The organism is Pseudomonas sp. PA15(2017), assembly GCF_001945395.1.
Taxonomy (GTDB): Bacteria; Pseudomonadota; Gammaproteobacteria; order Pseudomonadales; family Pseudomonadaceae; genus Aquipseudomonas.
In genome coordinates, this window is sequence record NZ_MSXV01000007.1 from 127748 (window position 1) to 151773 (window position 24026).

The 24026-nt window shown below is 65.5% G+C and carries 27 protein-coding genes; 15 read left to right on the forward strand and 12 right to left on the reverse strand.

Annotated elements, in window-relative coordinates; all coding sequences use genetic code 11:
• Positions 1–6: 6 nt before the first annotated feature.
• Together mgrA and BVH03_RS02720 are read left to right on the forward strand one after the other, a co-directional pair.
• Positions 7–1050, forward strand: coding sequence for an L-glyceraldehyde 3-phosphate reductase (mgrA, locus tag BVH03_RS02715; RefSeq protein WP_075959770.1), 1044 nt, complete (start codon positions 7–9; stop codon positions 1048–1050).
• Between the two features lie 2 nt (positions 1051–1052).
• On the forward strand, positions 1053–1985 hold the full coding sequence (locus tag BVH03_RS02720; protein WP_075959771.1) for a sulfonate ABC transporter substrate-binding protein: 933 nt from the start codon (positions 1053–1055) through the stop codon (positions 1983–1985).
• A 175-nt stretch (positions 1986–2160) separates the two neighbouring features.
• On the opposite strand, the gene BVH03_RS02725 is transcribed toward BVH03_RS02720, so the two are convergent.
• The 4 genes from BVH03_RS02725 to BVH03_RS02740 all read right to left on the reverse strand — a co-directional run bounded on the left by BVH03_RS02725 (position 2161) and on the right by BVH03_RS02740 (position 5129).
• Complete coding sequence (locus BVH03_RS02725) at positions 2161–3486, reverse strand: HAMP domain-containing sensor histidine kinase (protein ID WP_075959772.1); 1326 nt, start codon at positions 3484–3486, stop codon at positions 2161–2163.
• Positions 3487–3580: 94 nt separating this feature from the next.
• Positions 3581–3991 (reverse strand): Spy/CpxP family protein refolding chaperone, encoded by a 411-nt coding sequence (locus BVH03_RS02730; protein WP_075959773.1) that lies wholly within the window; start codon positions 3989–3991, stop codon positions 3581–3583.
• Between the two features lie 133 nt (positions 3992–4124).
• Positions 4125–4808: a response regulator transcription factor gene (locus tag BVH03_RS02735; RefSeq protein ID WP_075959774.1), complete on the reverse strand. Its 684-nt coding sequence runs from the start codon at positions 4806–4808 to the stop codon at positions 4125–4127.
• Positions 4809–4829: 21 nt separating this feature from the next.
• Positions 4830–5129: a YciI family protein gene (locus BVH03_RS02740; RefSeq protein ID WP_075959775.1), complete on the reverse strand. Its 300-nt coding sequence runs from the start codon at positions 5127–5129 to the stop codon at positions 4830–4832.
• A gap of 115 nt (positions 5130–5244) precedes the next feature.
• Between BVH03_RS02740 and BVH03_RS02745 the strand changes: the two genes are divergently transcribed.
• The 6 genes from BVH03_RS02745 (at position 5245) to rluB (ending at position 9948) form a co-directional block, all read left to right on the forward strand.
• Positions 5245–6108, forward strand: a complete 864-nt coding sequence (locus BVH03_RS02745; RefSeq protein WP_075959776.1) for a PHP domain-containing protein — start codon at positions 5245–5247, stop codon at positions 6106–6108.
• Positions 6109–6120: 12 nt separating this feature from the next.
• Entirely contained in the window at positions 6121–6747 is a 627-nt protein-coding gene (locus BVH03_RS02750; RefSeq protein WP_075959777.1) for an L-threonylcarbamoyladenylate synthase, read from the forward strand.
• Between the two features lie 120 nt (positions 6748–6867).
• Positions 6868–7599, forward strand: a complete 732-nt coding sequence (locus BVH03_RS02755) for a ScpA family protein (protein WP_168175594.1) — start codon at positions 6868–6870, stop codon at positions 7597–7599.
• A 46-nt stretch (positions 7600–7645) separates the two neighbouring features.
• A complete protein-coding gene (scpB, locus tag BVH03_RS02760; protein WP_075959841.1) occupies positions 7646–8476 on the forward strand; it encodes an SMC-Scp complex subunit ScpB in 831 nt (276 codons plus the stop codon).
• Entirely contained in the window at positions 8473–8652 is a 180-nt protein-coding gene (locus BVH03_RS02765) for a DUF1289 domain-containing protein (protein WP_075959779.1), read from the forward strand. Before scpB ends, BVH03_RS02765 begins: the two co-directional genes overlap by 4 nt.
• A 141-nt stretch (positions 8653–8793) precedes the next feature.
• Positions 8794–9948 (forward strand): 23S rRNA pseudouridine(2605) synthase RluB, encoded by a 1155-nt coding sequence (rluB, locus tag BVH03_RS02770; protein WP_075959780.1) that lies wholly within the window; start codon positions 8794–8796, stop codon positions 9946–9948.
• 190 nt (positions 9949–10138) lie between these two features.
• Here the strand turns inward: rluB and BVH03_RS02775 are convergent, their stop codons facing one another.
• From BVH03_RS02775 to hpxX, 6 genes are all read right to left on the reverse strand, one after another.
• Positions 10139–11062, reverse strand: a complete 924-nt coding sequence (locus tag BVH03_RS02775; protein WP_075959781.1) for a GGDEF domain-containing protein — start codon at positions 11060–11062, stop codon at positions 10139–10141.
• Between the two features lie 249 nt (positions 11063–11311).
• A complete protein-coding gene (locus BVH03_RS02780; RefSeq protein WP_075959782.1) occupies positions 11312–12052 on the reverse strand; it encodes a YciK family oxidoreductase in 741 nt (246 codons plus the stop codon).
• Between the two features lie 121 nt (positions 12053–12173).
• Entirely contained in the window at positions 12174–12845 is a 672-nt protein-coding gene (mupP, locus tag BVH03_RS02785) for an N-acetylmuramic acid 6-phosphate phosphatase MupP (protein WP_075959783.1), read from the reverse strand.
• Between the two features lie 146 nt (positions 12846–12991).
• Positions 12992–13375 carry an oxalurate catabolism protein HpxZ gene (hpxZ, locus tag BVH03_RS02790; protein WP_075959784.1) on the reverse strand — a complete coding sequence of 128 codons (384 nt, stop codon included), beginning with the start codon at positions 13373–13375 and terminating at the stop codon, positions 12992–12994.
• Between the two features lie 4 nt (positions 13376–13379).
• Positions 13380–14774, reverse strand: coding sequence for an AtzE family amidohydrolase (locus tag BVH03_RS02795; protein ID WP_075959785.1), 1395 nt, complete (start codon positions 14772–14774; stop codon positions 13380–13382).
• Positions 14771–14959 carry an oxalurate catabolism protein HpxX gene (gene hpxX / locus BVH03_RS02800; RefSeq protein ID WP_075959786.1) on the reverse strand — a complete coding sequence of 63 codons (189 nt, stop codon included), beginning with the start codon at positions 14957–14959 and terminating at the stop codon, positions 14771–14773. The genes BVH03_RS02795 and hpxX overlap by 4 nt, the downstream gene beginning before the upstream one ends.
• Positions 14960–15089: 130 nt before the next feature.
• On the opposite strand from hpxX, the gene BVH03_RS02805 reads away from it, so the two are divergent.
• The 7 genes from BVH03_RS02805 (at position 15090) to hpxK (ending at position 21541) form a co-directional block, all read left to right on the forward strand.
• On the forward strand, positions 15090–15929 hold the full coding sequence (locus BVH03_RS02805) for a MurR/RpiR family transcriptional regulator (RefSeq protein ID WP_075959787.1): 840 nt from the start codon (positions 15090–15092) through the stop codon (positions 15927–15929).
• Positions 15930–16162: 233 nt separating this feature from the next.
• Positions 16163–16975 carry a transporter substrate-binding domain-containing protein gene (locus BVH03_RS02810; protein ID WP_371915331.1) on the forward strand — a complete coding sequence of 271 codons (813 nt, stop codon included), beginning with the start codon at positions 16163–16165 and terminating at the stop codon, positions 16973–16975.
• Between the two features lie 10 nt (positions 16976–16985).
• A complete protein-coding gene (locus tag BVH03_RS02815; RefSeq protein WP_027905147.1) occupies positions 16986–17651 on the forward strand; it encodes an amino acid ABC transporter permease in 666 nt (221 codons plus the stop codon).
• The gene (locus tag BVH03_RS02820) at positions 17651–18307 is read left to right on the forward strand and encodes an amino acid ABC transporter permease (RefSeq protein ID WP_027905148.1); all 657 of its coding nucleotides are present in this window, start codon (positions 17651–17653) and stop codon (positions 18305–18307) included. Before BVH03_RS02815 ends, BVH03_RS02820 begins: the two co-directional genes overlap by 1 nt.
• Complete coding sequence (locus tag BVH03_RS02825) at positions 18288–19025, forward strand: amino acid ABC transporter ATP-binding protein (protein WP_075959788.1); 738 nt, start codon at positions 18288–18290, stop codon at positions 19023–19025. The genes BVH03_RS02820 and BVH03_RS02825 overlap by 20 nt, the downstream gene beginning before the upstream one ends.
• Before the next feature lie 24 nt (positions 19026–19049).
• Complete coding sequence (locus tag BVH03_RS26605) at positions 19050–20282, forward strand: alanine--glyoxylate aminotransferase family protein (RefSeq protein WP_075959789.1); 1233 nt, start codon at positions 19050–19052, stop codon at positions 20280–20282.
• Positions 20282–21541, forward strand: coding sequence for an allantoate amidohydrolase (hpxK, locus tag BVH03_RS02835; protein WP_075959790.1), 1260 nt, complete (start codon positions 20282–20284; stop codon positions 21539–21541). Before BVH03_RS26605 ends, hpxK begins: the two co-directional genes overlap by 1 nt.
• Positions 21542–21557: 16 nt before the next feature.
• On the opposite strand, the gene ubiG is transcribed toward hpxK, so the two are convergent.
• Both ubiG and BVH03_RS02845 read right to left on the reverse strand, forming a co-directional pair.
• Complete coding sequence (gene ubiG, locus BVH03_RS02840) at positions 21558–22256, reverse strand: bifunctional 2-polyprenyl-6-hydroxyphenol methylase/3-demethylubiquinol 3-O-methyltransferase UbiG (protein WP_070886264.1); 699 nt, start codon at positions 22254–22256, stop codon at positions 21558–21560.
• 368 nt (positions 22257–22624) lie between these two features.
• Positions 22625–23944: a TRZ/ATZ family hydrolase gene (locus BVH03_RS02845; protein WP_075959791.1), complete on the reverse strand. Its 1320-nt coding sequence runs from the start codon at positions 23942–23944 to the stop codon at positions 22625–22627.
• Between the last annotated feature and the right edge of the window lie 82 nt (positions 23945–24026).

Consider the following 24026-nt stretch of genomic DNA (forward strand, 5'->3'; position numbering starts at 1 on the left):
CCTCTGATGACCTACATCGCCAACCCGCAGCGCTATGAGCGTGTGCCTTACCGCCGCGTGGGCCGCAGTGGCCTGGTGTTGCCGGCCCTGTCGCTGGGCCTGTGGCACAACTTCGGTGACGCCACGCCCATCGACACCCAGCGTGCGCTGCTGCGTACGGCGTTCGATCTGGGGATCAATCACTTCGATCTGGCCAACAACTATGGGCCACCCTACGGCAGCGCCGAGCGCAATTTCGGCCGTCTGTTGCGCGAGGATTTCCGCCAGTACCGTGATGAATTGATCATCTCCACCAAAGCCGGCTGGGACATGTGGCCTGGCCCCTACGGCCAGGGCGGCAGCTCGCGCAAATACCTGATTGCCAGCCTCGACCAGAGCCTGCAGCGCATGGGGGTGGACTACGTCGACATCTTCTATTCGCACCGCTTCGACCCGCACACGCCGCTGGAAGAAACCGCTGGAGCCCTGGCCAGCATCGTCGAGCAGGGCAAAGCGCTGTACATCGGCATCTCCTCTTATTCGGCGGGCAAAACCCGGGAAATCGCCACACTGTTGCGGGCGCGCAACGTGCCGCTGTTGATCCACCAACCGGCCTACAACCTGTTCAATCGCTGGATCGAGAAGGATCTGCTGACGGCGACCGAGGAGGAGGGCGCCGGGGTGATCGTGTTTACCGCGCTGGCCCAGGGGCTGCTCAGTGACAAGTACCTCGATGGCATTCCCGCGGACGCTCGGGTCAACCGCCCGGGTGGCGCGTCACTGCGGCCCGAGCATCTGTCCGACGACAACATCGCCCGCGCCCGCGCCCTCAACGAAATCGCCCAACGTCGCGGCCAGAGCCTGGCGCAGCTGGCGCTCGCCTGGACCCTGCGCGATGCGCGGGTCACCTCGGCGCTGATCGGCGCGAGCAAGCCGCAGCAGATCATCGAGAACGTCGCAGCGTTAGACAACCTGGCGTTCAGCGCCGAGGAACTGGCGGAGATCGACCGTTACGCCGTCGAGGGCGGCATCAACCTCTGGGAAAAACCGTCGACCGACTGGCAGGAGTGAGCATGAAAGGTATCAAGTTAGCGGTGACGGCACTGGCGCTGGTCGGCCTTATGCAGGGCGCCCACGCCGACCCGCAGACTTTACGCATTGGTTACCAGAAAGGCTCGATCAGCCTGGTGTTGGCCAAGGAACACGGCATGCTGGAAAAGCGTTTTGCCGGCACCAAGGTTCAGTGGATCGAGTTCCCCGCGGGCCCGCAGATGCTCGAAGCGCTGAATATCGGCAGCCTGGACATAGGCGCCACGGGTGATATCCCACCGATCTTCGCCCAGGCCGCAGGTGCCGATCTGCTGTACATCGCCGCCGAGCCGCCCAAGCCCCAGGCCGAAGTGATTCTGGTGCCGAAAGACAGTCTTGTTCACTCCGTGACAGAACTGAAAGGTCGTAAGGTCGCCCTGCAGAAGGGCTCCAGCGCCCACAACTTGTTGCTGCGCGCACTGCAGCGTGAAGGCCTGAGCTTTGCCGATATCCAGCCGATCTACCTGGCGCCGTCCGACGCCCGTGCCGCCTTCGAGAGCGGCAGCGTAGATGCCTGGGCCATCTGGGATCCGTTCTATTCGGCCATCGATCTGGAAGGCAAGGCGCGTCTGCTGGCCAATGGCGAAGGGTTGGGCTTTATCGGCCCGTTCTTCCTGGCTGCGCGGCCCTATGCCGAAGCCAACCCGGCATTCATTCCGCAACTGCTGGAAGAACTCGGCCGCGCCGAGGCACTGACCCGTGATGACAAGGCGGCCAGCATCAGCCTGCTGTCACGCTTCATGGGTCTGCCCGAGGCGGTGATCGAGCGCACCTTCAGCCATCGCCCGCCATCGCCGCCTATCCCGGTCAGTGACGAAATAGTCGCGGCCCAGCAGCGCACCGCCGACCTGTTTCTGGATAACCGCCTGCTGCCCAAGCGCGTCGATGTGCGCAGCGCTGTGTGGAAGCCTTTTTAAACGCCTCGCTGGTGTGGCGGTAGGAGGTAGAAACGGACATCGTTGCTTCACCTGTGGGAACGGGCGGGGACACCCAGTCCATGCCCGTGATTTTTCGCGGGCATGACCCGCCCCCACAGATAGTTACCAGTCCATCCCACGGGAACGATCGACCGCTCCCGCCACCAAGCAGGCGTTAAACCGCCGTCTCCAGCGGCAAGATCAATTTGGCGCTGAAACCGCCGTCTGGGTGGTTGTCCAGTTGCAAGCGACCGCCATGACGTTCTGCTGCGCGGCGGGTGATGGCCAGGCCGAGGCCGTGGCCGGCAGCGCTCTGGCCGGGGGCGCGGAAGAACGGTTCGCCGAGTTGTATCAGGTACTGCTCGGCAACGCCGGGGCCGTGGTCGCGGACCTCCAGGTACACCTCGTCGGTGCGACGAACGAAATTCAGCTCGATAGGCTGTCCCTCGGGGCTGAAGCGCAGGGCGTTGCGCAGCAGGTTGTCCAGCGCCCGTTCGAGCATGTCTGGCCAGCCGGTCAGGTGCATGCCCGGCTGCAGGCTGACATCCAACTGCTGTTCGGGATGGCTGAGCTTGACGTCCTCGCGCAGTTTGCTGGCCAGTTGTGCCAGGTCGATGCTCTGTGCCGAACCCGGCTCTGCATCAAGGCGGGCGAGGGCGAGGATCTCGCTGATCAGGTCTTCGAGGCGATCGCACTCGCGGGCCAGCCGTGGCCAGAGTTCTTCGCGTTCGGCCGGCTCGGCGCGCTCGGCCAAGGCCAGGGCGATGCGCAGGCGGGCCAGGGGCGAGCGCAGTTCGTGGGACACGTCACGCAGCAGCTGGCGCTGGCTGCCGATCAGGTCCTGCAGGCGCGCGCCCATGCGGTTGAAATCGTTGGCCAGCACGCCCAGCTCGTCGCGCCGGCTGGCCAGCCGCGCCAGGCTGTTCTGCTGGTAGGCGGTTTGCCCCAGGTCATGCACTGCGCCGCGCAAGCGGTCCAGTGGACGGGTGATCGACAGGGTCAGCAGTAGGCTGAACAAGGTCAGCACCACCAATGCGATGCCCAGGGCGCTGAGCGGCCACAGCAGGCTGCCGCGGTGCCAGGCGTCCAGTTCGGGGTGCGGAATGCGGTAGATGAACAGGTAGGTTTCACCACTCACCGGGCTGGTGTAGTCGGTGGTCAGACGCCGCCAGGGTAGGTGCTTGTCGCCCCTGTTGCGCTCTTCGAAGGCCGCGGCACGGGGCGGGAAGGTGCCGCGAACCGCCGGCTGGCCGGCTTCGGTCAGCACCTGAGTGTCGATGCGAAAGCGCCGTTTACGCTGTTCCAGCACGTCCTGGGCGGCGCGTGGGCCGTCTTTCTCGAAGACCTGAACCCACTCGGCCGGCAGGTCCTCGAGGCCCGGATGCTGGTTGAGGATCCAGGTGTCCTGATTGAGGGCGCGCCCGAGCAGCATGGAAAGGCCTGCGACCAGGGCGATCGCCAACCAGAAACTGCCGAGAATCCGCCAGAACAATGAGCGCACGAGAAGCTCCTCAAACGACAAAAGCCTGCGCCAGGTGAATGGCGCAGGCGGGTGTGGGGCTGGCCGCGATCACGGCCAGCAACAGACGCCAGGGTCAGCCAGCTTTCTTGTGCTCGGCTTTCCAGGCTTCGAAGGCTTCGCGGTCGGCTTTGCGTTCTTTCATCTTGGCAACCTGCTCGTCGAAGGTCTTCTGCTGCTCGGGCGTCAGCACGGCGCGGATGGCGCTTTGCTGCTTGTCGCGGGACGCCTTGCGCTCGCTTTGCAGAGCCTTCTTGTCAGCCTCGGGCAGTTTGTCCAGATAGCGTTGGGTCAGTTCGCGATCGTTCTTGCGCTGTTCGCCCATCAGTTTGTGAACCTGGCGTTGCTGCTCCTTGCTCAGGTCCAGCTCATGGAACATGCGAGGGCCGGGGCCCGGGCCGCCTGGGCGGTGATCGCCACCGGGGGCGGCCATGGCCAGGGTCGGCAGGGTCATGGCGAGGAGCAGGGCGGTGATGGTCTTGCGCATGGTGTATCTCCTTGTCTCGAAACCGGCCAGTTGCCGGATGTGCCCAGATTAGGGCTTTCAAGGTAAGGCGCAGTCAGCCAAGGTAAAGGCAGGGTAAAGAGCGCTGTCGCTGTGTAAAGCGGCAGGGTATGCATCAAGGCGCGTAGTAATAGCCGCGCCCACGCAGGGCGACCACGCGCGGACGACCATCGGGGTGCGGGCCGATCTTCTTGCGCAGGTTGCTGACGTGCATGTCCAGGCTGCGGTCGTAGAGGGTCAGCTTGCGGCCCAGGGCCAGTTGGGCGAGCGCCTGCTTGTCGACCGGCTCGCCCGGCTGCTTGAGCAGCGCCTCGAGCACCCGGCTTTCGGACAGGGTCAGGACGATTTCCTGGCCCTCTGCGCCCAGCGCCGCCACGCCGCGGGCCGGGCTGAAACGCAGGTCGCCCAGCTCGATCTGGCCGGACGTGGCCGGCGGCAGACTGCGCCGCAGCACGGCGCGCAGGCGGGCGGTCAGCTCGCGGGGGTCGCAGGGCTTGGCCAGGTAATCGTCGGCGCCCAGTTCCAGGCCGAGGATTCGGTCCAGGGGTTCGCCGCGGGCTGAAAGCATCAGCACCGGCAGGTCGGGGTGCTCGCCGCGCAATTGCTTGAGCAGCTCCAGGCCGCTGCCGTCGGGCAGCATCACGTCCAGCACCATGGCGTCAGGGGCGCTCTGTGCCAAGGCCTGGCGCGCGCCCTGGCCATCGTGGCAGGCAGTGACCTGAAACCCTTCCTGGGTCAGCCAACTGGCCAGCAGGTCACAGAGTTCGACGTCGTCGTCGATCAGCAGCAGCTCACTCATGGCGGCGATGACGATTGCCGATCACGGCAGTACGTGCTTGAAAGGTTTGACCACGACGCTGGCGTAGACGCCGGTGGTGCGGAATGGGTCGGCGTTGGCCCAGGTCTCGGCGGCTTCCAGCGATTCGAATTCGGCGACGATCAGGCTGCCGCTGAAGCCCGCCGGGCCCGGGTCGTTGCTGTCGATGGCCGGGTTGGGGCCGGCCAGTACCAGGCGGCCTTCGCTTTTCAGTTGTTCCAGGCGAGCCAGGTGCGCGGGGCGAACGGAGAGGCGAAGCTCGAGGGAGTTTTCCACGTCGGTGGCGATGATGGCGTAAAGCATGTCGATCCTTGTGGGTGAGCCGCGAGAAAAGAGGCGAGAGAACAGCGCGAGAGCGGGCAAGAATCTGCCGGCCACGGCATAATAACAAACATGAATCGTCGGGAAAGCGCCCCTTATGCAGGTTGATCTTCATTGCCACAGCACCGCCTCGGATGGCGCCCTGCCGCCTGCCGAGGTGGTCGCGCGGGCACACGGGCGCGGCGTCACCCTGCTGGCGCTGACCGACCACGACACCCTCGAAGGGCTCGATGAGGCCCGCGCTGCGGCGAGCGAGCTGGGCGTGCAACTGGTCAATGGTATCGAGCTGTCCTGTACCTGGGGCGGCGCGACCATCCATGTGCTGGGCTATGCCTTCGACAGCGACGCGCCGGCCTTGCGCCAGGCCATCGCCGACCTGCACCAGGGGCGCTGGCTGCGTGCCGAGGAGATTTCCCGGCGCCTGGCGCTCAAGGGCATGGAGGGCGCGCTGGAAGGTGCGCGGGCCATTCAGCAGGCCCAGGGTGAAAGCGGCAATGCGCCGGCGCGTCCGCATTTCGCGGAATTTCTGGTCCGTGGTGGCTTCGTCAAGGACCGCGCCGACGCCTTTCGCAAATGGCTGGGCTCCGGCAAGCTCGGCGACGTCAAGCAGCATTGGCCGACGTTAGATGAAACGCTCGAGACGCTGCGCCAGTCCAACGCATGGATCAGCCTTGCCCACCCCTGGCAGTACGACTTCACGCGCAGCAAGCGCCGCAAGCTGGTGGCAGCATTCGCCGCGGCGGGCGGTCACTCGCTGGAAGTCGTCAACGGCATGCAGCCGGCCGAGCAGGTCGGTGGCCTGGCGATCCTGGCGCGAGAGTTCGGCCTGCTGGCCAGTGTCGGCAGCGATTTTCACGCGCCAGGCGACTGGTCGGAGCTGGGTTTGTACCGGCCGCTGCCCGATGACCTTTCCCCGTTATGGACGCGTTTCGGCTGCGCGCCCTCGTACGAAGCCGTTTGAGAGTTGCTAGCCATGAGCCAGTTTTTTCAGATTCACCCGGAAAGTCCCCAGGCCCGTCTGATCAAGCAGGCGGTCGACATCGTCCGCAACGGTGGCGTGGTGGTCTATCCCACCGACTCGTCCTATGCGGTGGGCTGCCAGATGGGCGCCAAGAACGCCATGGAGCGCATCCGGCGCCTGCGTCAGCTCGATGACAAGCACAATTTCACCCTGGTGTGCCGCGACCTGTCGCAGCTCAGCACCTTCGCCAAGGTCGACACCGCCGCCTTTCGACTGCTGAAGAACCACACGCCGGGGCCGTATACCTTCATTCTCAACGCCACCCGCGAAGTGCCGCGCATGCTGCTGCACCCCAAGCGCCGCACCATCGGTCTGCGGGTGCCCAGCCATCCCATCTCCGCGGCATTGCTCGAGGAGCTTGGCGAGCCGATGATGAGCGTCAGCTTGATCCTGCCCGGCGAAGACCTGCCGATGAGCGACCCCTACGAGATGCGCCAGATGCTCGAGCATCAGGTGGACCTGATCATCGACGGTGGCTTCGGCGGCCTTGAGGCCTCCACGGTGATCGGCCTGGTGGACGACGAGCCCGAGGTGATCCGCGTCGGCTGCGGCGACCCATCGCCTTTCGAGTCGCGCTGATCGATGTCGGCCGAGACCATCGACAGCCGGGCCGGCGCCCAGCAGGAGCTGCCATTCGCCATGGTCTATGGCGAGGCGCTCACCGAGCTGCCCGTCGACCTGTACATTCCGCCGGACGCCCTGGAGGTATTCCTCGAGGCCTTCGAAGGCCCGCTGGATCTGCTGCTCTACCTGATCCGCAAGCAGAACATCGACGTGCTGGACATCCCGGTAGCGGAGATCACCCGCCAGTACATGGGCTACGTCGAGCTGATGCACACCGTGCGCCTGGAGCTGGCCGCCGAGTACCTGGTGATGGCGGCCATGCTCGCCGAGATCAAGTCGCGCATGCTGCTGCCGCGCTCGGCCGAGGCCGAAGAAGAGGAAGACGACCCGCGCGCCGAGCTGATTCGCCGCCTGCTCGAATACGAGCGCTTCAAGGCCGCCGCCGAGGGCATCGATGCCCTGCCACGGGTGGGCCGCGACCTCACCGTGCCGCGCGTCGAGGCGCCGCAGGCTAGGGCGCGCAAGCTGCTGCCCACGGTGGAGCTACAGGAACTGCTGGTGTCGATGGCCGAGGTGTTGCGCCGCGCCGACATGTTCGAAAGCCACCAGGTCAGCCGTGAGGCGCTGTCCACCCGCGAGCGCATGAGCGAAGTGCTCGAGCGGCTCAAGGGCGGGGTTTTTGTGCCGTTCGTCGAGCTGTTCACTGCGGAGGAAGGTCGCCTCGGCGTGGTGGTGACCTTCATGGCGATTCTCGAGCTGGTCAAGGAATCGCTGGTCGAGCTGGTGCAGAACGAGGCGTTTGCCGCTGTGCATGTGCGTCTGCGCGTGGCAGGCGTGGAGGAAGAGGGCGAGAGCGCGTTCGAATGAACTGCTAGACTCGCCGCTTTTGCGGCTGCGCGCGGTACGTCCCACCATGAACCTGTCCGATCCCAAGCAACTCTCCACCTTGCTCGAGGGCCTGCTGCTGGCCTCCGGCAAGCCGCTGTCGCTCGAGCGGATCATGGAATTGTTCGAGGAAGCCGAGCGCCCCGAGGCCGATGTGTTTCGCAAGGCGCTGGCGATCCTCGGTGGCAGCTGCAAGGGCCGCGCCTTCGAGCTCAAGGAAGTGGCCTCCGGCTACCGCCTGCAGGTTCGCGACAGCTTCTCGCCCTGGGTCGGCCGTTTGTGGGAAGAGCGCCCGCAGCGCTATTCACGGGCCATGCTCGAGACCCTGGCGCTGATCGCCTACCGCCAGCCCATCACCCGCGGCGAGATCGAGGAGATTCGCGGCGTGGCGGTGAACAGCCAGATCGTCAAGACCCTGCAGGAGCGCGAGTGGATTCGCGTGGTCGGCTACCGCGACGTGCCCGGCCGGCCGGCCATGTTCGCCACCACCAAGGGCTTTCTTGATCACTTCAACCTGAAGAATCTCGACGAGCTGCCGCCTTTGGCCGCGCTGCGCGAGCTGGAGCCCGAGCCAGTGCTGGCCCAGGACGACGATGACCCGGTGGTGCCACAGAGCTTGCAGGCGCGCGCCGATCTGGCCCTGGCGGATGACGACGCCGAGCCCGAAACCGACGCCCAGGCCAATGCCGAGACCAGCTTCGGCTCGCTGCTGGCCGAGCTTGACGCCATGGAGCAGGGCCTGAAAACCGACTTCGACGATCTGGCGCGCGCCGGCGATGAGTCGAACCATGGGGCGCCGGAAACGGTCTCTAACGCTGCGGATGACCCGTCCACCAGCGAGCGCAAAGAAACTTCATGAAAGACCCCTGCATCAGCGTCTGCAAATTCGATGACGGCATCTGCCTCGGTTGCGGGCGCAGCAAGGCGGAAATCAAGACCTGGAAGAAGCTCGACAAGGCCGAACAGCGCCTGGTCGCCGCCGAGGCGGACATGCGCCTGCTGGCCATGGGCTCGAAGGCACGTCGCAAACGCTAGCCGCCGACCGGCGGTCAGGCGCTAGACCGCTCGCCAGCTATGCTCTGCTGCCAGGTGCGTGTCGCGCCTGATCCGCGTATGATGCGCGCCCCTTCGACGACTTGATCGTCCCATCACCAGAAAACACCGGGAGGTGCCCAGATGAGTGAAACCGAAGAATACAGCCCCGCTGGCGAAAAACTGCAGAAGGTCCTGGCGCGCATGGGCCTGGCCTCGCGCCGCGAAATCGAATCCTGGATCACCGCTGGCCGTGTCAAGGTCAACGGCAACGACGCCAGCCTCGGCCAGCGTGTCGACCTGCATGACGCCATCTCCGTGGACGGCCGTTTGTTGCGTCGCGAAGAGGCGACGGAAACCGTGCGTCGCGTGCTGATCTACAACAAGCCCGACGGCGAGATCTGTACCCGCGACGACCCGGAAGGCCGTCCGACCGTGTTCGACCGCCTGCCGCGCCCGAAAGAGGGCCGCTGGATCAATATCGGCCGTCTGGACATCAACACCACCGGCCTGTTGATGTTCACCACCGACGGCGAGCTGGCCAACCGTCTGATGCACCCGTCCTACCAGATGGACCGTGAATACGCCGTGCGCGTACGCGGCGAGGTGGACGAGGAGATGATCGAGCGCCTCAAGGCGGGCGTGATGCTCGAGGACGGCCCGGCCAAGTTCACCGACATCAAGGAAGCGCCAGGTGGTGAGGGTTTCAACCACTGGTACCACTGCGTGGTCATGGAAGGTCGCAACCGCGAAGTACGCCGTTTGTGGGAATCCCAGGGCTTGGTGGTCAGCCGCCTGAAGCGCGTGCGCTTCGGCCCGGTGTTCATGACCTCGGATCTGCCGATGGGCCGCTGGCGCGAAATGGGCCAGCGCGAAGTCGATATCCTCAGCGAAGAAGTCGGCCTCAAGCCGGTCGCCTTGCCGGAGATGAAGGAAAAGACCCGCGACAAGCTCGACCGCCTGCAGCGCAAGGCCGCCAAGCCGGTCGGCCGCGGTGAGCGCCCGGGGCGCGCTTTGCGTCCGGCCAATGGCGGCCCTGCGCAGGGCTCCGGTCGTGGCAGCCGTGCGGAGCAGAGCGAGCGTCCGAGCCGTGCACCGCGCTCGCCGGCTGGGGAGTCGGCCCGCGGTACGCCGGTTGCCGAGCGCCCGCGTGATGTCGGCAAGAAGCCCGGCAAACCGCGTGGCGAATCCGCTGAGCGTGCGCCGCGCCAGCCGGCCGGTGGCGATAATCGCCGCAGCCGCCCGGCAGGCGATGGCCAGCGTCCGGGTTCCGGTCGCGGCAGTCGCAAGCCGCAGTGAAGCGCTGAAGTTTGGCGTAAGCGCAGGGCAACCCCTCGGCAGGTGCGCGCGCAGACCAGTCCTTTAGCCGCGATATTCTGCAAGGGCTCGCGGCTGAAGCCGCTCCTACGCGTGCCGTGCCAGCAGTGCCGAAAAAAGGGCCCCAATCCTCACGGATGGGGCCCTTTTCAATGGGCGGCGATCAGGGTTTTCAGCCTGCCATGGCCAGGCAGTTGCGGCCGCTGCGTTTGGCGCTGTACAGCGCCTTGTCCGCGCGGTTGAGCAAGCCGTCCGCGGACTCGCCAAGTTCCAGGTTGGCACAGCCCAGGCTGATGGACATTTTCACTGGGCGGCCCTGTACCACGCACTGCAGGCCCAGTACCGCTTCGCGCAGACGCTCGCCGACCTGCCTGGCTCCTTCGCCTGGAGTGCCGGACAACAGCACCAGAAACTCTTCGCCGCCATAGCGGAACACCATGTCGATGTTGCGTAGCTGATCCTTGATGGTGGTGGCGACGGCCTTCAGCACTTCGTCGCCGGCGCTGTGGCCGTGCTCATCGTTGATGCTTTTGAAGTGATCGATGTCCAGCATCAGCAGCGACAGCGGCTGGCCGTTGCGACGCGCCAGTTCGATCTCGCGGCCCAGCACCTGATCCATGGCGATGCGGTTGCCGGTGTTGGTCAGCGGGTCGCGCAGCGCGCTCTGGATCGCCACGCGGTAAAGCAGAGCATTGCGCAGCGGATACATGAGGCTGGCCAGCAGGGATTCGAGCTGCGCCAGTTCGTGATCGGAAAAGCGCTGACGCCGCCGGAAAGTCAACTCACCCAGGTACTCGTTCTCGTGGCTGAGGCGGTAGGTCGCCGAGTGATTGGCCTGTTGGCCGTAATCCAGACGCAGGTCGCTGCTCGAGTGCTGATAGCCCAGCGAGTCCACCGGAACCAGGTGCTGCAGTTCGCGGAAGAAGGTAGCGAGGATGCGCTCGGCGTCCAGGCTGGTCTGCAATTGCAGGCCGAGACGCTGGCGCAGCTGCGCCAGGCTGACCGGACGGGTCTGCTCCTTGCGCGGCAAGAGGCCGAGACGCTGCACTTTGGCAGCGTCGAAATCGATGGTGTTTTTCTGGCTGGGTGGGACCATTTTTGTGAACCTCTGGCGCTTCGTTGCAGCTTGCAAGCTACAGAGCTAATTTCGTGCCAGTCTTTTAGGGCCATTTAAAAGCCTTGAGGTTCAACAGGTTGCAGCTAATCGATAGCGGCAGAGGGCCATTGATGGCAATACGCCGCCAGAATCGCGGCAAGCATTTGCCGCTTCGAAAAGGCGTCGCGACAATTTAATGTCGCGGCGCCGATCATGGCTGGAGAGGACGATAAGGCCAGGTGGCGACGACTACTGGGCGTCGAATGCCTGGCCGTTGATGCCTTGGCTGTCCGGCCCCATCAGGTACAGGTAGACCGGCATGATGGCCTCCGGCGTCGGTCGGGTCTGCGGGTCCTCGCCAGGATAAGCCTGGGCGCGCATGTCGGTGCGGGTGCCGCCCGGGTTGACGCTGTTGGCACGAATCGCGGTGATGCCCTCGATTTCGTCGGCCATCACCTGCATCAGTCCTTCGGTGGCGAACTTGGACACCGCATAGGCGCCCCAATAGGCGCGGCCCTTGCGGCCGACGCTGCTGGAGGTGAACACCACCGAGGCATCGGCAGACAGCTTGAGCAGCGGCAGCAGCGTGCTGGTCAGCATGAACATGGCGTTGACGTTGACCTGCATGACGCGCATGAAATTGTCGCCGGACAGCTGTTCCAACGGCGTACGCGGGCCAATGATCGAGGCGTTGTGGAGCAGGCCGTCGAGCTTGCCGAAGGCTTTCTCGACCGTCGCCGCCAGCTCGTCGTACTGATGCGGCAGGGCGGTTTCCAGGTCGAACGGAATCACCACCGGCTGTGGGTGGCCCGCCTGCTCGATGGCGTCATAGGTACGCGCCAGGTTCTCCTCGTTCTTGCCCAACAGCAGCACGGTGGCGCCGTGGGCCGCATAGGTGCGCGCTGCGGCGGCGCCGATCCCGCGGCCGGCGCCGGTCACCAGGATCACGCGATCCTTGAGCAGGTCGGGGCGGGCGCTGTAATCGAACATGGCAACAGTCCTCTGGTTTTCGAAGGGGTGAACAGAATGGGGCCCGCCGACAAGGCGGCGGGCTCATTTTAGGCGGGGGTGCTCAGCGCTTGCTGATCGGCGTCATGACGGAGGCAACGATTCAGCAGCCGCACAGCGCCTGATCGAGCACCTTGCGCAGTTCCAGCGGATGGTCGACGACCACGTCGGCGCCCCAGTGACGGGGATTGTCGTCGGGGTGGATGTAGCCGTAGGTGACCGCCGCGGTCTTGGTGCCGGCGTCGCGGCCGGACTCGATGTCGCGCAGGTCGTCGCCGACGAACAGCACGCTGGCCGGGTCAAGCTTGAGGGTCGAGCAGGCCAGGATCATCGGCTCCGGATCGGGCTTGCTGCGGGTCACGTGATCCGGGCAGATCAGGATCGAGGAGCGCTCGGCCAGGCCCAGGCGCTGCATGATCGGCTCGGCGAAACGCAGCGGCTTGTTGGTCACCACGCCCCAGATCAGCTTGGCCCGTTCGATTTCCTCGAGCAGCGCCTCGATGCCTTCGTAGGGGCGGGTCAGCACTGCGCAGTGATCCTGGTAGCGCTCCAGAAACTCCAGGCGCAAGGCTTCGAAGTCCGGGCTCATCGGGTCGATGTCGAAGGCGTTGAGGATCATCGCCCGGGCGCCGCCGGAGACGTGATCGCGAATCAGCTTCTCCGCTACCGGCGGCAGGCCGCGTTCGGCGCGCATGACCTGGCAGATGGCGATAAAGTCCGGCGCGCTGTCGAGCAGCGTGCCATCCATGTCGAAAAGAACCGCGCGCAAGCGCATCAGGCCTCCTTGGGATTCGAGTCATAGCGTTGGCATGTGCCCACATTGGCGTAGGCAAATGGCGTAGGCCGCATGTTGCCAGTTTCCGTTGCCGATTGGGGCGGCGTTCTCCCACTGTATGTCACTTTGTCGCAGCGTGCAGCCGCTCAGCTCATCAGGCTTACCTGGGCGGCGACGATGCGCCATTGACCATCCAGCTTCACCCAGCTCTGCTGCTGGCGGCCGATGCGCTCGCTGCCCGCGCGGGTGAATTCGGTGCTGCACACCGCGAAGTTCTCGCCGTAGGTGGTGATGACCGTGTTGTGCAATTCGCGGTGCAGGCCGGCGGTTGGTCGCGCGGCGCGAAAGGCGCGGATCTCGTCGATGCCATAGAGGTTTTCGGAGGCGCCGAGGCGCACGGTGCGCGGGTCGTGCCAGAACAGCTCGTCGAGCACGGCGATATCGTTGCTGACCAACGCCCGTTCGTAGCGCTGGAAGGCCGCGGTGACTTCAGCGTGCACGGCGGGCAGGTCTATCTGTTCAGGGCTCATGCATTCACTCCAGGTTCACGGCTTGGGCTTGCGCGATGCCCAGGCGCTCCAGCGCTGCGGCCGCGCGCAGGCAGGCGTCTTCGCGGAAGGGCGCGGCGATCAGTTGCACGCCGATCGGCAGGCCGGCGGCGGTACGCAGCGGCACGCTGACCACCGGCAGGCCAAGGAAGGAAATCGGCTGCGCCAGCATGCCCATGCTGGCGCGGGTCGGCAGATCGACGCCGTTGATACGCAGGGTCGCCTGGCCGATAGGTGTCGCGCTGGTGGGCGTCGCCGGGGCGATCAGCACGTCGATATCGTTGAACAGCGGCAGTACCTGGTTCTGGAAATGCCGCCGGAAACGCTGCGCCTGAACGTACCAGGCGGCGGGAATCATCGCGCCGGCCAGCAGACGTTCGCGCGACAGCGGCTCGAACACCTCCGGTGAGCTGCGCAGTGCCGGCAGGTAGGCATTGCCGCCCTCGCTGGCGCTGATGATGAACGCCGAGGTGCGGGCCAGTTCGGCGTCGGCCAGGGTGACCTCCTCGCTGGCGTTCAGGGCCTTGGCGGCCCGGGCCACGGCGTCACGGGCGCTGTCGTCGCACCACTGCTGGAAGTAGCCGCCCAGCACGCCGACGCGCAGGCCACCCAGATCCTGCTCGAGAAGCTCCGATACGGCTTGCGGCGGCTGGCTGGCCTGGAAACCGTCCGCCGGATCATGGCCCTGCAGTGCGTCGTAGACGGCGGCAAGGTCGGCGGTGCTGCGCGCCAGCGGCCCGATATGGTCGAGGCTGCCCACGAACGGATGCGAGCCGCTGCGCGACAGCCTGCCAAAGGTGGGCTTGAGGCCGAAGATTCCGCAGAGCGAGGCGGGCACGCGAATGGAGCCGTTGGTGTCGCTGCCCAGGGAGAAGTTCACCAGGCCGGCTGCGACCGCCGCTGCCGAGCCGCCGGAGGAGCCACCGGCGATGCGTGACAGGTCGTGGGGGTTGCGGGTCGCGCCGAAGTGGGTGTTTTCCGTGGTGAACCCGTAGGCGTAGGCATCCATGTTCAGCATCCCCGAGAGCAGGGCGCCGCTGGCGGACAGCTGGCGCACGGCCCAGGCGTCGGCCTGTGCGGCCGGTCGGTTCTGAAACAGCTGGGCGCCGGCCAGGGTCGGAAAGCCGGCGACGTCGAACAGGTTCTTCGCCCCATAGGGCACCGCCGCCAGGGCGGGCAGGGGCGAGCCTTCGTGGCGCAGGCGGTCCAGCCGCTCGGCTTCCTCGCGCATGCGCTGGTGGGTGATCTGCGTCCAGGCATTGATTGCCGGGTTATGGCGGTCGATGGCCGCCAGGCTGTGCTCGGTGATTTCTCGTGCGCTGAGCTCGCCCGCTGCCAGGGCCGTTCGGATTTCGTCGATGGAGAGCAGGGCGGGATTCATGCGTGGTAAACCCCCGCGACTTCCAGTCGATCATCGAGCGCAAAGGCCATCAGTGGTTCGGCCATGGCGGCGATGCGGCTGAACTGAGTGAGCAGCTCCTGACGCCGCGCGTCGTCCAGCTCCAGGGCCAGAACCTGTTCCATCTGGGCGACATAGGCGGCCCAGTCGGGCGTGATCGGTGGCATGGTGGTCTCCTTGCGAAGTGACGGCTCTAGGCCACGAGTGCGGTGGAATGAATTGCCGCGGGGCGATTTCAGCAGGTGGGCAGTTTCTATATCATCGGTCGAATGAAACGAAAGTTACAAGGCGCCTTCCATGACTCGACTCGATGAACGTCTGCGCAGCCACTATGCACAGCTCGCGCCACAGGAGCAGCGCATCGCTGACTTCGTGCTCGATCATTACGATGATCTGGTCAGCTACAACAGCGCCGAGCTGGCGCGGCTCGCCGGGGTCTCCAAGGCCACCGTGAGCCGGTTGTTCAAGCGCCTGGGCTACGAGAAATACAAGGACATGCGCGATGAGCAGCGCAGCCTGCGCCAGAGCGGCATGCCGGTGGCTGACAACCGTGACGTGGTGCAGGGCAACACCTTGCTGGCCCGCCATTACAAACAGGAAATGGCCAACCTCACCCAGTGGGTCAATGCCATCGAGGCCGAGTCGTTCGGCGAGGTGGTTCGGGCGCTGGGCAACAGCAGGCGCGTCTTCGTCGTGGGCCTGCGCAACGCTTTTCCCGTGGCGCTGCACATGCGCCAGCAACTGCTGCAGGTGCGCAGTGCGGTGCAGGTGCTGCCCCAGCCAGGGCAGACGCTGGCCGAGGAGCTGGTCGACCTGACGGCCGACGATCTGGTGGTGGTGTTCGGGTTCAGGCGCCGCCCGCGAATCATCCGCCCGCTCCTGCAAGCCCTGCAGGCCCAGCAGGTACCGACCCTGGTGATCTGCGAGCCGCAGGCCCAGGGCGTCATCGCGCTCGCCAGCTGGCACCTGTGCGCGCCGCTGGATAGCGTGTCGGCATTCGACAGTTATTCCAGCGCCAACAGCCTGATCAACCTGCTGGTCAACGCACTGCTGCACGAGCGATTGACCGAGGGGCGTCAACGCATTCACCAGATCGCCGGGCTCTACGGCCAACTGGACGAATTGGAACAGCGTTAGTGCGCCTTTGTGGTGCGAAGCAGTATGAGGGCGCCAGATGGCGCCCTTTTTTGTGGCGTTCTATGCATGTGTTTCGCCTCTTTATCGTGCTCATTAAGCGGTAGCACTCCCTCGCAATGTCCTCGATGGTTGGCTTGCCGGGCCGGTCTGGCAGGCGTTGCCCGGAAAAAGCATGGCCAGAAAATGCGCTGGCACGTTGGTTGCAAATTTGAAAATAACGAATCTTTCGTTTCATGACTGACGATGATGGGGTGAAGCCGATGAAGAAGGGATTGATCGCATTACTGACCGCTGGGCTGCTGCTGACCCAGGCAACCACTGTGCTGGCGGACCAGCTGCAAGAGATCGAAAAACGCGGGGTGATCCGCATCGCCGTACCGCAGGATTTCCCGCCGTTTGGCTCGGTGGGCACGGACCTGCAACCCCAGGGCTACGACATCGACATGGCCAAGTACCTGGCCAAGGAGATGAAACTTAAATTGCAGCTGGTGCCGGTCACCAGCGCCAACCGGGTGCCGTACCTGCAGACCGACAAGGTCGACCTGGTGATCTCCAGCCTGGGCAAGAACGCCGAGCGTGAGCAGGTGATCGATTTCAGCGCCGCGTACGCGCCGTTCTTCCTTGGTGTGTTCGGTGCCAAGGACGCCGCCCTGGCGAAGGCCGACGAGCTGGTCGGCAAGTCGATTGGCGTGACCCGCGGCGCCGTGGAAGACATGGTGCTCACCGAGGTGGCGCCGAAGGGGGCTGAGGTCAAGCGCTACGAGGACAACAACACCACGCTGTCGGCCTATCTGTCCGGGCAGGTGGAGTTCGTCGCCACCGGCAACCTGGTGGTCGCGGCCATCGAGCGCCAGAACGCGGCCCGTGCTCCGGTGGCCAAGTTCATGCTCAAGGATTCGCCGTGCTACATCGGCCTACGCAAGGGTGAGGCGGCGCTGAAAGCCAAGGTCGATGCACTGATCGAACAGGCCAAGGCAGACGGCACGCTCAACGGCCTTTCCGAGCAATGGCTGAAGGCACCACTGCCCGAGAACCTGGGCGCGTAAGGGCTGATCGATGATGGCGCAGCTGAACTTTTCCGCTCTATGGCCCTACTGGCCGGAGCTGCTGTCCGGTCTCTGGGTGACCATTCAGCTCACGGTGATGGCGACCGTGGGCGGCGTGGGCCTGGGCATTCTCGGTGCGGCCCTGCGCAGCGGCCGGCCGAGCGTGCTGAGCCGCCTGTGGGGCGTCTACGTCGAGCTGATTCGCAACACGCCGTTCGTGGTGCAGCTATTCTTCATCGTCTTCGGCCTGCCCAACCTGGGTGTGAAGCTGACGGCGGGCGAGGCGGCGCTGCTGGCCATGCTGATCAACCTGGGCGCCTACAGCACCGAGATCATCCGCGCCGGCATCCAGGTCACGCCCCGTGGCCAGTGGGAGGCCGGTCGCGTGCTGGGCCTGAGCCGCACGCAGACTTTCGTGCGTGTGGTGCTGCCGCCATCGCTCAAGCGCATTTATCCGGCGCTGGTCAGCCAGTGCATCATCGTCATGCTCGGTTCCTCGGTGGTTTCCCAGGTTTCCCACGAGGAGCTGACCTTCGCGGCCAACCTGATCCAGTCACGCACCTTCCTGAGTTTCGAGGTTTACCTGGTGACCACGCTGATGTACCTGGCGCTGTCCATCGCCATGCGCCAGCTGCTGTTGGCGGCCGGCCGCAAGTGGTTTGGAGAGCAGCCATGATGACCACCTTCACCGACTGGGACATCCTGCGCAATCTGCTCCTGGCTGCGCGCTGGACCGTTCTGCTGTCTCTGACCGCATTCATCGGCGGCACCCTGGTGGCCATTCCCCTGGTGATGGCGCGGCTGTCCAAGCGCGCCTGGCCGCACTGGCTGATTCGCGGCTATACCGAACTGTTCCAGGGGACGCCGCTGCTCATGCAGCTGTTCCTGGCATTCTTCGGCGTGGCCCTGCTGGGCATCGACGTGTCGCCCTGGACGGCCGCCTCGCTGGCGCTGACCTTCTACACCAGCGCGTTTCTGGTGGATATCTGGCACGGCAGCATCCGCGCGCTGCCCCGCGGTCAGTGGGAAGCCTGTCGCTGCCTGGGGCTGGATGTCGGGCAGACGCTGTTTCGCGTCATCCTGCCCCAGGCGCTGCGCATCGGCATCGCGCCTACCGTGGGCTTCGCCGTCCAGGTGATCAAGGGCACCGCGCTGGCGTCGATCATCGGTTTCGTCGAGCTGACCAAGGCCGGCACCATCCTCAACAACGTCACCTACGAGCCATTCAAGGTGTTCGGTCTGGTGGCGCTGGGCTACTTCCTGATGTGTTATCCGCTGTCGCGTTACAGCCAGTATCTGGAGAAGAAATTCAATGCCGCTCATCACCATTGATCAGGTACAGAAGTACTACGGCGACAACCACGTGCTCAAAGGCGTCGATCTCGATATCGAGGTGGGCGAGGTGGTGTCGATCATCGGCCGCAGCGGCTCGGGCAAGAGCACCTTGCTGCGCTGCATCAATGGCCTGGAGGGCTATCAGGACGGCAGCATCAAGCTCGGCGGCATGACCGTCACCGACCGCGATTCCCAGGCGCGGGAAATCAGCCGCTCGGTGGGCATGGTGTTCCAGAGCTTCAACCTGTTCCCGCACATGACCGCCCGTGAGAACGTCATGCTGGCGCCGCGTCGCGTGCTTAAGAAGAGCGAGGCCGAGTGCCGTGAGCTGGCGGCACGCATGCTCGAGAAAGTGGGCCTCGGTGATCGCCTGGACTATTACCCGGCGAGCCTTTCCGGCGGCCAGCAGCAGCGCGTCGCCATCGCCCGTGCGCTGGCCATGTCGCCCAAGGTGCTGCTGTGCGACGAAATCACTTCGGCGCTGGACCCGGAGCTGGTCGGCGAGGTGCTCAAGGTGCTCGAACAATTGGCCAAGGAGGGCATGACCCTGATCCTGGTTACCCACGAAATGAATTTCGCCCAGGAAGTGGGTGACCGCGTGGTGTTCATGCATCAGGGCCGCGTGTGGGAACAAGGCCCCAGCCGCGAGCTGTTCGCCAACCCACAGAGCGCCGAACTCAAGCAATTCATCTCGTCCGTACGCGGACTGAACTGAGCTTCACCAGAGCGAGAAAACCAGATGAACACGACTTTCCTGCCCGTCAATCCGCCCCAGCGCCTGCTCATGGGCCCCGGCCCGATCAATGCCGACCCGCGGGTGCTGCGCGCCATGTCCAGCCAGTTGATCGGCCAGTACGACCCGGCCATGACCGGCTACATGAACGAAGTGATGGCCCTCTATCGCGGCGTGTTCCGCAGCGCCAATGCCGCCACCTTGCTGGTCGACGGCACCTCGCGCGCCGGCATCGAGGCCATCCTGGTGTCGGCGATTCGCCCGGGTGACAGGGTGCTGGTGCCGGTATTCGGTCGTTTCGGCCATCTGCTCTGCGAAATTGCCCGACGCTGCCGCGCCGAGGTGCACAGCATCGAGGTGCCGTGGGGCGAAGTGTTCAGCGCGCAGCAGATCGAGGATGCCATCAAGCAGGTCAAGCCGCGCCTGCTGCTCACCGTGCAGGGCGACACCTCGACCACCCTGCTGCAGCCGCTGGCCGAGCTGGGCGAAATTTGCCGCCGCCACGGCGTGCTGTTCTACACCGACGCCACCGCCTCCCTGGGCGGTAACGCCCTGGAAGCCGACGCCTGGGGGCTGGATGCGGTCTCCGCCGGCCTGCAGAAATGCCTGGGCGGGCCATCCGGCACCGCGCCGATCACCCTGAGCGCGGCGATGGTCGAGGTGATCCGCCGCCGCGCCCACGTCGAGGCCGGCATCCGCACCGAGGCCCATCGCGACGGTGAGGACGAGATGATCTACTCCAACTATTTCGACCTCGGCATGATCCTCGACTACTGGGGGCCCGAGCGCCTCAACCACCACACCGAAGCCACCTCGGCGCTGTTCGGCGCCCGCGAATGCGCGCGGGTGCTGCTCGAAGAAGGCCTGGACGCCGCCATCGCCCGCCACAAGCTGCACGGCGATGCGCTGCTCAAGGGCATTCAGGGTATGGGCCTGGAGACCTTCGGCAATCTCGAGCACAAGATGAACAACGTGCTGGGCGTGGTGATTCCGGAAGGTGTGCATGGCGAGCAGGTGCGCCAGATACTGCTGCAGGACTTCGGTATCGAGATCGGCACCTCCTTCGGGCCGCTGGCCGGCAAGATCTGGCGCATCGGCACCATGGGCTACAACGCCCGCAAGGACTGCGTGATGCAAACCCTCACCGCCCTGGAGGCGGTGCTCAACCGCCTCGGCCTGCGCACCACCCAGGGCGCGGCCCTGCAGGCGGCCTGGGATCACTACGGCGAGCGCTGCTGATGGGGGCCCGGGACCATCGACAGGCCGCGGCGCGGGTCATGGCGCGCTGCGACGAACTGGCGGCGATCAGCGAGTCCGCCGAGGGCCTGACCCGGGTGTACCTGTCGCCCGAGCACCAACGCGCCAATGCCCTGGTGGGCGAGTGGATGCAAGCGGCCGGCATGCGCACCTGGCAGGATGCCGTCGGTAATATCTGTGGCCGTTACGAAGGCCAGCGTGCTGGTGCCCAGGCGCTGCTGCTCGGCTCGCACCTGGACACCGTGCGCAATGCCGGCCGCTACGACGGCATGCTCGGGGTGATCGCCGCCATCGAAGTGGTACAGCGTTTTCACGACCTCGGCATACGCCTGCCGCTGGCCATCGAGATCGTCGGCTTCGCCGACGAGGAGGGCACGCGCTTCGGCATCACCCTGCTGGGCAGCCGCGGCCTGACCGGCAGTTGGCCGCAGGAGTGGCTCGCCCAGGCCGACGCGGATGGCGTCAGCGTCGCCCAGGCGATGGCAGCCTGGGGGCTCGATGGGGAGGCTATCGCCAGCGCCGCCCGTCCGGCCGGGGATTTCGCAGCCTATCTGGAGCTGCATATCGAGCAGGGCCCGTGCCTGGAGCGTGAGGCGCTGGCGCTGGGCGTGGTCACGGCCATCAATGGCGCGCGCCGGCTCAACTGCCGTTTCGTCGGTCAGGCCGGGCATGCCGGCACGGTGCCGATGAGTCATCGCCAGGACGCCCTGGCCGCCGCCGCGCAGTGGATGGTGGCGATCGAGACCCGGACCCGGCAGCATGGCCCGCAACTGGTGGCCACCGTGGGCTGCCTGCAGTGCCATCCGGGGGCAGTGAACGTCATTCCGGGGGAGGTCGAATTGACCCTGGATGTCCGTGGTCCCGAGGATCGCGCCCTGGCCGAACTGCTCGATGACCTGCTTGGCGAGGGCGAGGCCATCGCCCGGCAGCGTGGGCTACGCTTCGCTGCCAGCCAGTATTACGGCATTTGCGCGACCCGCTGCGACGCCGCCATGCAGGCGTCGCTGGCGCAGGTATTGAATGAGGTGCAGGGGCGCAGCCTGTCGCTGCCCAGTGGCGCCGGCCATGATGCCATCGCCATGGCCGAGTGCTGGCCGGTCGGCATGCTGTTCGTGCGTTGTGCAGGTGGCATCAGCCATAACCCGGCGGAGGCGGTTGCAGTCGAGGATGTGGGCCTGGCGGTCGACGCCTACGCGCGCTGGGTGCAGGCGCTGGCCGAGAGGCCGCTTGTGGCGGCCTGAGGGAGGCGGTCAGCGCTCAATCGGCCTTGCGGGTGTGCACCATGTAGTTGACGTCGACGTCGTTGGCCAGCTTGTAGTGCTTGGTCAGCGGGTTGTAGGTCAGGCCGATGATGTCCTTGACCTCCAGGCCGGCCTGGCGGCTCCAGGCCCCCAGCTCGGATGGGCGGATGAACTTCTTGAAATCGTGGGTGCCGCGCGGCAGCAAGCGCAGGATGTACTCGGCGCCGATCACCGCGAACAGGTAGGCCTTGGGGTTGCGGTTGATGGTGGAGAAGAACACCTGGCCGCCGGGTTTGACCAGCTTGTGGCAGGCACGAATCACCGAGGACGGATCCGGTACGTGTTCGAGCATTTCCAGGCAGGTGACCACGTCGAACTGGCCGGGCATTTCTTCGGCCATGGCTTCGGCGGTGATCTGCCGGTAATCCACTTCCACGCCCGACTCAAGCTGGTGCAGGCGGGCCACGGCCAGCGGCGCCTCACCCATGTCGATACCGGTCACGCTGGCACCGCGCTGGGCCATGGCCTCGCTGAGAATGCCGCCGCCGCAGCCGACGTCGAGCACCTTCTTGCCGGCCAGCCCGGCGCGCTCGTCGATCCAGTTGACGCGCAGCGGATTGATCTCGTGCAGCGGCTTGAACTCGCTCTCCTTGTCCCACCAGCGATGGGCGAGGGCTTCGAATTTGGCGATTTCAGCGTGGTCGACGTTGCTCATGGTTTTCCCTGAATAAAGCGAATGCGTATGACAGGACGCGCAGGGCGTCCATGTTGCCAGCTCTGCGCGGCGCGTTGCTGGCCTGTAATGTGTGACAGTTTGCCGTACTTCTTGATCAATGTGCCGGACGCCCGGCAATCGGACGCCGTAAAAACTACCTGCGTTGTCATCACTGCGTTAAAAACAGGCTGGATTGCCAGCCCAGTCGGAAAGCCGCTTGCGGCTAACGCGCTTCAGCGCGGCCCGAAGGGCGAGCGAAGCGAGTAATGCTCATTTACAGTACGTAAAGTCGAGCGCGACCCCGGCCGCTTTCTCGCCTGTTTTTGCGGGGCCGCCCCGGTCTTGTGCTGACGGCCTCGGCAACGTTTTTATCGGTGTCCTATCTTCGCGCCCCACTGTTGCGTATTGGCGATGATTCGCGCTTCGTCCAGGCGCGTCAGGCGGCCTTCGTTGAGCAGCGGCTTGCCGGCCACCCAGAGGTGCTCCACGCAGTGCCGCGAGGTGGCATAGATCAGCTGGGAAACCGGATCGTACACCGGCTGCTGGGCGAGGCCGCGCAGGTCGAAGGCGACGATGTCGGCGGCCTTGCCCAGCTCCAGCGAGCCGATCTCGCCTTCCAGGCCCAAGGCACGGGCGCCGTTGAGGGTCGCCATGCGCAACGCGCGGTGGGCATCCAGCGCGCTGGCCGAGCCGGCCACGGCCTTGGCCAGCAGGGCGGCCGTGCGGGTTTCGCCGAGCAGATCGAGGTCGTTGTTGCTGGCTGCGCCGTCGGTGCCGATGGCCACGTTGACGCCGGCCTGCCAGAGTTTCTCGACCGGGCAGAAGCCGCTGGCCAGCTTGAGGTTGGATTCCGGGCAGTGGATCACGCTGCTGTTGGTGGCCACCAGCAGGGCGATGTCTTCGTCGTCGATCTGCGTCATGTGCACGGCCTGGAAGCGCGGGCCCAGCAGGCCCAGGCGGTTCAGCCGCGCCAGCGGGCGCTCGCCGTGGTGCTCCAGGCTCTGTTGCACTTCGAAGGCGGTTTCATGGACGTGCATGTGGATGCCGGCGTCCACTTCCTCGGCGAGGATGCGCAGTTTTTCCAGGTTGGCATCGCTGACCGTGTAGGGCGCATGGGGGCCGAAGGCGACGCTGATGCGCGGGTGGTGCTTCATGTCGTCGAACAGCGTCACGCCCTTGCGCAGCGCCTCGTCGGCATCCCGGGCGCCGGGGATGGCGAAGTCCAGCACCGGAATGCTGATCTGCGCGCGCATGCCGCTGGCGTGTACCCGCTCGCAGGCCATCTCGGGAAAGAAGTACATGTCGGCGAAGCAGCTGATGCCGCTCTTTATCTGTTCGGCGATGGCCAGCTCGGTGCCGTCCTGCACGAACTGCTCATCGACCCACTTGGCTTCCGCCGGCCAGATGTGTTTCTCCAGCCAGGTCATCAGCGGCAGGTCATCGGCCAGGCCACGGAACAGGGTCATGGCGGCATGCCCGTGGGCATTGACCAAGCCGGGGGTCAGCAGGCGGCCTGGCAGTTCGCGAATTTCCGTCGCACCCTGGCGCAGGGCCTCGGCGCGTGGGGCGATCAGGGCGATGCGGCCATCGCGGATGCCCAGGCCATGCTCGTGGAGCACCACGCCGGCAGGCTCGACCGGTACCAGCCAGGTGGGCAGCAATAAGAGGTCGAGCGGGGCGTCGGCCATGGGTGGGTTCCGTGAGCGAAAACGCTGAGTCTATAGAGGAATGCCGCGGTCTTGAAGGTGCGCGGCGTGCGGCCGGTTGCTT

What these genes read in the sequence shown, in the direction of transcription:
- mgrA (WP_075959770.1), top strand. Translation starts at nt 7, where the DNA reads ATGACCTACATCGCCAACCCGCAGCGCTATGAGCGTGTGCCTTACCGC.
- BVH03_RS02720 (WP_075959771.1), top strand. Translation starts at nt 1,053, where the DNA reads ATGAAAGGTATCAAGTTAGCGGTGACGGCACTGGCGCTGGTCGGCCTT.
- BVH03_RS02730 (WP_075959773.1), bottom strand. Translation starts at nt 3,991, where the DNA reads ATGCGCAAGACCATCACCGCCCTGCTCCTCGCCATGACCCTGCCGACC.
- BVH03_RS02735 (WP_075959774.1), bottom strand. Translation starts at nt 4,808, where the DNA reads ATGAGTGAGCTGCTGCTGATCGACGACGACGTCGAACTCTGTGACCTG.
- BVH03_RS02740 (WP_075959775.1), bottom strand. Translation starts at nt 5,129, where the DNA reads ATGCTTTACGCCATCATCGCCACCGACGTGGAAAACTCCCTCGAGCTT.
- BVH03_RS02745 (WP_075959776.1), top strand. Translation starts at nt 5,245, where the DNA reads ATGCAGGTTGATCTTCATTGCCACAGCACCGCCTCGGATGGCGCCCTG.
- BVH03_RS02750 (WP_075959777.1), top strand. Translation starts at nt 6,121, where the DNA reads ATGAGCCAGTTTTTTCAGATTCACCCGGAAAGTCCCCAGGCCCGTCTG.
- scpB (WP_075959841.1), top strand. Translation starts at nt 7,646, where the DNA reads ATGAACCTGTCCGATCCCAAGCAACTCTCCACCTTGCTCGAGGGCCTG.
- BVH03_RS02765 (WP_075959779.1), top strand. Translation starts at nt 8,473, where the DNA reads ATGAAAGACCCCTGCATCAGCGTCTGCAAATTCGATGACGGCATCTGC.
- rluB (WP_075959780.1), top strand. Translation starts at nt 8,794, where the DNA reads ATGAGTGAAACCGAAGAATACAGCCCCGCTGGCGAAAAACTGCAGAAG.
- BVH03_RS02775 (WP_075959781.1), bottom strand. Translation starts at nt 11,062, where the DNA reads ATGGTCCCACCCAGCCAGAAAAACACCATCGATTTCGACGCTGCCAAA.
- BVH03_RS02780 (WP_075959782.1), bottom strand. Translation starts at nt 12,052, where the DNA reads ATGTTCGATTACAGCGCCCGCCCCGACCTGCTCAAGGATCGCGTGATC.
- mupP (WP_075959783.1), bottom strand. Translation starts at nt 12,845, where the DNA reads ATGCGCTTGCGCGCGGTTCTTTTCGACATGGATGGCACGCTGCTCGAC.
- hpxZ (WP_075959784.1), bottom strand. Translation starts at nt 13,375, where the DNA reads ATGAGCCCTGAACAGATAGACCTGCCCGCCGTGCACGCTGAAGTCACC.
- BVH03_RS02795 (WP_075959785.1), bottom strand. Translation starts at nt 14,774, where the DNA reads ATGAATCCCGCCCTGCTCTCCATCGACGAAATCCGAACGGCCCTGGCA.
- hpxX (WP_075959786.1), bottom strand. Translation starts at nt 14,959, where the DNA reads ATGCCACCGATCACGCCCGACTGGGCCGCCTATGTCGCCCAGATGGAA.
- BVH03_RS02805 (WP_075959787.1), top strand. Translation starts at nt 15,090, where the DNA reads ATGACTCGACTCGATGAACGTCTGCGCAGCCACTATGCACAGCTCGCG.
- BVH03_RS02810 (WP_371915331.1), top strand. Translation starts at nt 16,163, where the DNA reads ATGACTGACGATGATGGGGTGAAGCCGATGAAGAAGGGATTGATCGCA.
- BVH03_RS02815 (WP_027905147.1), top strand. Translation starts at nt 16,986, where the DNA reads ATGATGGCGCAGCTGAACTTTTCCGCTCTATGGCCCTACTGGCCGGAG.
- BVH03_RS02820 (WP_027905148.1), top strand. Translation starts at nt 17,651, where the DNA reads ATGACCACCTTCACCGACTGGGACATCCTGCGCAATCTGCTCCTGGCT.
- BVH03_RS02825 (WP_075959788.1), top strand. Translation starts at nt 18,288, where the DNA reads ATGCCGCTCATCACCATTGATCAGGTACAGAAGTACTACGGCGACAAC.
- BVH03_RS26605 (WP_075959789.1), top strand. Translation starts at nt 19,050, where the DNA reads ATGAACACGACTTTCCTGCCCGTCAATCCGCCCCAGCGCCTGCTCATG.
- hpxK (WP_075959790.1), top strand. Translation starts at nt 20,282, where the DNA reads ATGGGGGCCCGGGACCATCGACAGGCCGCGGCGCGGGTCATGGCGCGC.
- ubiG (WP_070886264.1), bottom strand. Translation starts at nt 22,256, where the DNA reads ATGAGCAACGTCGACCACGCTGAAATCGCCAAATTCGAAGCCCTCGCC.
- BVH03_RS02845 (WP_075959791.1), bottom strand. Translation starts at nt 23,944, where the DNA reads ATGGCCGACGCCCCGCTCGACCTCTTATTGCTGCCCACCTGGCTGGTA.